Annotated in this window: 1 protein-coding gene and 1 pseudogene; one reads left to right on the forward strand and one right to left on the reverse strand. The window is 60.2% G+C overall.

Annotation, left to right across the window (positions count from 1 at the left end; genetic code table 11):
- Positions 1 to 57 precede the first annotated feature (57 nt).
- Positions 58 to 449 (reverse strand): annotated as a pseudogene (locus NKJ11_RS33690) (transposase); the annotation flags it as partial.
- 92 nt (positions 450 to 541) lie between these two features.
- Here NKJ11_RS33690 and NKJ11_RS33695 point away from each other — a divergent pair.
- Positions 542 to 932: transposase (locus tag NKJ11_RS33695; RefSeq protein WP_352795183.1), on the forward strand; the 391-nt coding region annotated here is incomplete at its 3' end.

The following is a 932-nucleotide window of genomic DNA, read 5'->3' on the forward strand; positions in this document are numbered from 1 at the left end:
AGCGCGCTTGACCTCAGGCCTTGCCCCGAGGCTACCATCGTCAACGATTTTGCGGCGTTAAGAATCTGTAAATTTTATTTCGAGTTTTGTTGCAAAGGTAAGCGCCTCTGCCGGCGTTTCCCAAGCCAGGGTCTTTCTCGGTCGGGCATGGAGGGCCGCTGCGACGGCGGCGATCTCGTCGGCGCTGTGGATGCTCAGGTCTGTGCCTTTCGGGAAGTACTGAGGCGGCTGCCCGTTGGTGTTCGCGCTGCCATGGGCTTTTCGGATCGCAGAAGTAAATCTATCTTGGGACGATCGTGCGGGCCGTTTCGGTTCCCTGATCCCGGGTCGGCGAACGACGAAGTTCTTCGGGCAAGGTTGACGATGGCGCGCAAAAACGCGTCGCGCATGGCTTCAGCCCCGTGTCCCGCGAGCGCAGGCCCGGTCTTCGTGCGCGGAGCTTCGCCATGCTCGCGAGCCTAGCAGCCTGTCGGACTTGAGCGGAGGGCTCGGATGAGATTCAGTTTCATTGATTGATTCCTTCTCGATGAGCGGAGCAACGATGAACAATTTTCGCCAGGTCGACCGCCAGACGGGTTTTCTGCTGCCACCCTCGGTGGATGAATGGCTTCCGGAGCGGCATCTGGCGCGTTTCGTGGTGGAAGTGATCGAGCAGCTGGACTTGTCGGCGATGGTCAAGGCCTACCGCGGCTCGGGCTCGGCCTCCTATCACCCGAGCGTCCTGCTGGGGCTTTTGGTCTACGGCTACGCCACCGGGGTGTTCTCGAGCCGCAAGCTGGAGTGTCAATGCCGCTCGAATTTTCCCCAAAAGTGCCGAAGTAAAATTCCCCAGTTTCGGCCGCGAGGGCATTATGCTCCCTGCCGTAAATTACACGCGCGCGGCGGACAGGGCGATCGTCTGGAAGCTGCCCGTCTACAATACGGTGCACCAC

The sequence above is a fragment of the Mesorhizobium sp. M0243 genome, from assembly GCF_040321775.1.
Classification (GTDB): Bacteria; Pseudomonadota; Alphaproteobacteria; order Rhizobiales; family Rhizobiaceae; genus Mesorhizobium.